Here is a 4,854-nt window from a genome sequence, read left to right on the forward strand (position 1 = left end):
GGCGTCAGTCATGATTGTCGGCAGCCACCTGCGCATCCTCAAGTCGCGCCGGATAGATCCCGTCGATGCCCTGGACGGCGCGCTCGAGCGCGTTGACGTGGTCCTGAAGATGGGCGGTTTCGTCGCCAACCATGCGCTGGAACGGGGTAATCGCCTCGCGCATCGTATCGGCTGCTTTGCCGGCGGTATGGCCTATTTCCCAGAACTCGGTCAGCCATGAACCATCGGGGGGCCTGGGCCCGCCCTGGCGGCCCACTGCAATGGCACCGCGGATTGCCAGCACGGTGTCGGGTTGGGGGAATTCTGCGTCGTGGTTTGTTTCGTTCATCGGGGAGAAATTTGGTGCTTCAGTACATAGATTGCGATTGGGCCGATCAGTTCGATTGTTCCGCTGAGGTCCGGGTCTCCGCTCCTGGCGGGTCATTCATCCGTTGGGCGGGGCTCCCTGCCACGCTGCACGTAGTCCAGTAGAGCATGCTTGAGACCGATCTGTCGCACGGCCTGCGCGTCGAGGATGCCGCGCTCGCAGCTCAAGAGGATGTCGGTGACGAATCCATGCAACGCCTTCAGCTCGCTCGCGAGTGGTTCGGGCGCATACATATATAGGCCACCTGGCATGGTCCGCACGAACGTGGTTTCGCGAACCATGCGGGCCAGCAAATCGCGCGCGGGCTCGTAGCCGATCCTCAGATAGCGCTGCACGAGCGAAATCGAGGCCGCGCGGTGGGTGTGGACCAGACGGATTGCTTCGGCGTAGGCGGCGTCGAATGCCTCGGGAGTCGTAAGGTGCAGGTCGCGTAGTACGACGGTGCCGGTCATGCTTGTTGTTCGCTCGGATGGGTAGTTGGGTGGCCTGGCTCCCGTGGGGACGAGGTGGAACGGATGTAGCGCACCAGCATCGCGGCGCACCCAGCGTATCGCGCTGCTAGCGCGCCGTGGGTTCCTGCCAGTTGCATCTGGCGCGCGTCTTCCGAAAAGATCTCGGCGCAGCGCATGTCAACCTCGCGCGCTATGTCCGATAGCGCCCTGCCGCGCCCCTGCCGTCGAGGGGCCGCTGCGGGGTACGGTCGCGGCATCCAGTGCGTTGCGGCCGCGGCCACCTCAGTACGCGCGTCACCGCCTTCCGGGCTGGTCTCGGCCGGCGTCGGGTATAGGTCGTCGGCCTTGATGTCGAAGAACTGCTCGCCGGCGAAGTCCGCGCCCTCGGTGTAGACCAACACACGCTCGCCTGTGTCGAACGGCGGTAGGCAGTCGTTGACGCTGACCCATCCCGCTTCGGTCAGCGCCTGGTCGGCCGGTGCGGCTTGCAGCGGCGCGGTGCCTTCTGGAACGACGGTCTGGAACGTGTTGGAATCCCGCTCGCCGCCCGGGATCTCGTTGGACAGCCAGCGCAGATAGTCCCGGCGGTTTTCCTGTCTGTAGTAGCCAATGCCGACCACTTCGTCGTACACCTTGCGGGCGTCGGCGAGCAGCGCCTTCTGGCGGTTCGTGGTGAGTGTGCCGAAACCATGATCCAGGCAGGTCGCGATGCTGGCCAGCAAGGCGACGTCGGGCTCCGCATGGTGCACGGCGCTCTCGGGCGCTGCAATCGTGGCACCGGCGAAGCATCGCTTGGCGTCCTGGAAGCCGTTGGTATAGGCGGTCGTGGCCGCGCGGCGAATGACAGCCTCGCCGGAGGCCGTGTGGTGGGGCAGGCTGTGGTAGAGCGCAAGCGCGTCCTGCGTCTGTTTCGCGGTCAGCGGGCCAAGCGGAAAGGGATTGGCGTCTGTCAGGGCGCCTGACTCAGTAAGGGGGGAATGGGAAGACATGCTCACTAGTAGAAGGGGACGGTGGGCGTTGGGCGCTGGGCGGCCAGCGGGTTGGGACTGGTCCAGCCTAGCGCCCTAACGCAGAAGTCAAGTCGCGGCGGTGGTGGTCTTGGACTGACGTCGCGTTGCAGGCGGCAGCTTGAGCTGCTCCAGCGCCTGTATGCTCGGCGTCCATTCAACGAGCGGAATGCCTGCCTGCTGGTAGTGGGCGCGCTTCTCCGCCACGCGTCGGTCATATTCCGGGTCGCCGGCGAGACCAAGCACCTCGATCACGGTTGGCGGCGCGGTGTCGGTGAGCCGGAAATCAGGGTGCACCGGCGCGCGATCGACGTGTCGAAGCGGCTTCTCGAAGGCACGGCCCTCGGCGATCAGGCGGTCGGCCATCGCCGCCTCGTAGGACGAATGCACCGGAATGAAGGTCGGGTTCGCCAGCATGGCAGCTATGTCCATCACGTTTAGGTAGTCCTGGCGCGACTTCTCGAAGGTCAGCACGGCCACGCAGCGCAAGTTCTCCCGGTCGACGCCGGTCAGCGCCATTGCGTACTTTCGTTGGAACTGCTCATAAAGATCGCTGGATAGGTAATACCAGTGGCTTGCCTGCCGAAGCTTTAGCTTGTGACCGTGCGGACTCGGCTTCAGTTCGGCAACCTCTCCGATGATCAGGCCACGCTGGTAGGCGTCCTTGCCCGCCCTGGCTCGATTGTGGAAGGTATCGAGTGCCTCACCCAGCTCGGTCCTACGCGACTCGTCCCAACGTTCCATCACGTGCAACACTTCGTTGCCGGGCCGCCCGTTGATCTTGCACTCGGCGAGTTCGGCCACGAGGCGCGACCAGCAGGCATTCCAGCCGCGCCGGCCATAGCCCGGCCAGACGTGCAAGCCTGCGGACTGCCACGCATACTGCAGGAACGCCAGCAGGGGAGCGGCACGGCGCTGGCTGCGCGATGTGGACGCAGGCGGCTGGCGCCTGCTGGTGCTGGGCTGCGCGCCAGCGGCGACCTTCAAGGAGACGTCGAGCCGCACGTCATGGACGCCGCCGGCGGACTGGAAGGCGTCGTGATCGGTCGGCGCCCCGCTTCCGCGCGAGGTTCGGTCGTGGAATGGACAGCCGTCCCGGTGCGGCCGCGGGTCATCCGGCCAGCGAGCGAGGATGAAGATCTTGCCGTGGCGGCGGATTACCAGCTTCGGACGCGGCGAGGCCATGCTGCAACCGCATTCCGCGTAGCCCAGATGGGTCTTGGCACGGTCCAGCGCGCGGGCATAGTCGGCGGGGGTCTCCAGTACCTGCTCCAGATTGTGCTCTTCACTGCCGATTCGAACCGTAATGATCCGTTTTACTCCTATATATAGTCAGACGCCAGCGTCGCGGAATACCGCCTGCAGGCTTCGGTCGATCGCGGAAATATCCAGCGTGCCCTGCGCCCGGGTCATGGCGACGTAGAGCAAGCGCTTCTCGTCCGTGGGAAGCGTCTCTCGGCCGTCGTCCTCGCGTCGGAAGCGGAAGTCGTCTGCCAGCGTCACGATGGGCCACTCCAGTCCCTTCGCCTTGTGCACGGTAGACACCACGTAGTCGGCGGCTTCCTCGGGGGCGATTGCGGCCAGCAACTGGCGCAAGTAGGTTGGCCCCTGCTCGTCAATGAGTTTCACCAAGGGCTGCAGGTCCCGGCCGGCGAACGATTCCGCGTACTCCTGCACGTCCAGCCAGTTTTCGAAGAGAGACAGGGCGGCGGGATAGTGGGTACGCTGGCCGGCGAGCAGGCGCTCGGCGCCGTCGATGAAAGCGACAAGCTCTTCCTTCTTGGTGCGGGCAGCGACCTTGTGGCCGCGCTGGAGCCCTTCGGCCACCTTGGCGAGCAGGGTCGTGTTCTTGCGGCAGAGAATCGCGTTTGGCCGGATCTCGCCGGGGGCGGCGTGCCGTACGACTCGCGAGGCCATGGCTGCCTGGCCGCGCACCGGGACTTCCTCGTCCATCAGGCGCAACATGCGGCTCGCCAGGCTGGCAATGGCCGGCCCGAAGCGAAACGACTCGGTTAGCCCCTTCTCGGGGGCCTTAATATGGTCCATCGCATTGACCGCGCCGCGCCACTCGTAGATCTTCTGGTACGGATCACCCACGTAGACGACCTGCGACGACTGGGCGCGCAGCACCGACAGCATCAGGCCGTCGGCGTCCTGCGCTTCATCGAACAGGATGAAGTCCGCCGGAATCCGGGGGCGGCTCAACTGCCATGCTTTGACGTACACCGCATGGCTGATCGATGCCACCCCGTTCGGATCCGTGCTTTCGCGCCAGAGGGTCTGGACGTGCGGCAGCAGTTCGTCGCGCAGCGCGTCAGCTAACTCCTCGTCGATTAGAGGATCGACAGAGATGTGCCACGCCTGCGGCTCGGCCTGTGCGGAGGAGCAGAAGCGCGCCATGCCGTCCATGACCATGCGGCCAAGCTTGGCGGTGGTGAATTCGACGGTCTTGCCGATAGTGGTCGGCAGGCGCAACGGCCCGATGCCATAGCGGATCGCCAGGTTGTGGCTCGGCTCAACCGGGTACCTAAGCTTGCGGGTAATGTCGGGCGAGGTCGAACCGAAAGCTAGAGAGTGCACGGTGCGGCAGCGCGTGTTCGATGGAAACTTGCGCTGCGCTTCCTGTGCAATGTCCTTGTTGAAGGCTAAATAGAGGCCCCGCGAACGCGGGCGTGCCTCGGATGCCATCCGCAGGAAGGTGGTCTTGCCCGCGCCGGCGTAAGCCTTGACCTTGACGGGGCCGCCAGCGGTGACCGCCGCCACGGCCTCCTGCTGCTCTTCGGTGGGGCGCATGTTTAGACCGCCAGCCGTTCTTGCACTGGCAGGGCGCCGCGTGCCATACGCGCAGCGGCGTATTGCGCCTCGCAGGCGGCAACGCGGCGTGCCTGGTTGCCGCTCTCCACGTCGACCAGCCATGCGAAGTAGGTCGAGGTGGTCGGGCCGCGCCATGCCGCCCACTTGGCGCGGATCTCGGCGCGCACGGCATCGGCCTGGGCGAAATAGATCTTGCGGGCATCGCGCCAGCAGC

5 protein-coding genes and 1 pseudogene are annotated in these 4,854 nt (G+C 65.4%); 1 reads left to right on the forward strand and 5 read right to left on the reverse strand.

Features of this window, described 5'->3' with window-relative positions:
- Positions 1–220 (forward strand): hypothetical protein (locus CF70_RS38195; protein WP_235185154.1); only part of this gene is annotated, 220 nt, incomplete at its 5' end.
- A 200-nt stretch (positions 221–420) separates the two neighbouring features.
- Here the strand turns inward: CF70_RS38195 and CF70_RS21885 are convergent.
- The 5 genes and pseudogenes from CF70_RS21885 to CF70_RS21905 form a co-directional block, all read right to left on the reverse strand.
- Entirely contained in the window at positions 421–819 is a 399-nt protein-coding gene (locus CF70_RS21885; protein ID WP_051648762.1) for a DNA translocase FtsK, read from the reverse strand.
- On the reverse strand, positions 816–1,808 hold the full coding sequence (locus CF70_RS33935) for a hypothetical protein (protein WP_051648764.1): 993 nt from the start codon (positions 1,806–1,808) through the stop codon (positions 816–818). The genes CF70_RS21885 and CF70_RS33935 overlap by 4 nt, the downstream gene beginning before the upstream one ends.
- A gap of 87 nt (positions 1,809–1,895) precedes the next feature.
- Positions 1,896–3,152, reverse strand: coding sequence for a DUF1173 family protein (locus CF70_RS21895; protein WP_349675120.1), 1,257 nt, complete (start codon positions 3,150–3,152; stop codon positions 1,896–1,898).
- A 6-nt stretch (positions 3,153–3,158) separates the two neighbouring features.
- On the reverse strand, positions 3,159–4,619 hold the full coding sequence (locus CF70_RS21900) for a 3'-5' exonuclease (protein WP_035869533.1): 1,461 nt from the start codon (positions 4,617–4,619) through the stop codon (positions 3,159–3,161).
- Between the two features lie 2 nt (positions 4,620–4,621).
- Positions 4,622–4,854 (reverse strand): annotated as a pseudogene (locus CF70_RS21905) (hypothetical protein); the annotation flags it as partial.

The organism is Cupriavidus sp. SK-3 (assembly GCF_000611145.1).
Classification (GTDB): Bacteria; Pseudomonadota; Gammaproteobacteria; order Burkholderiales; family Burkholderiaceae; genus Cupriavidus.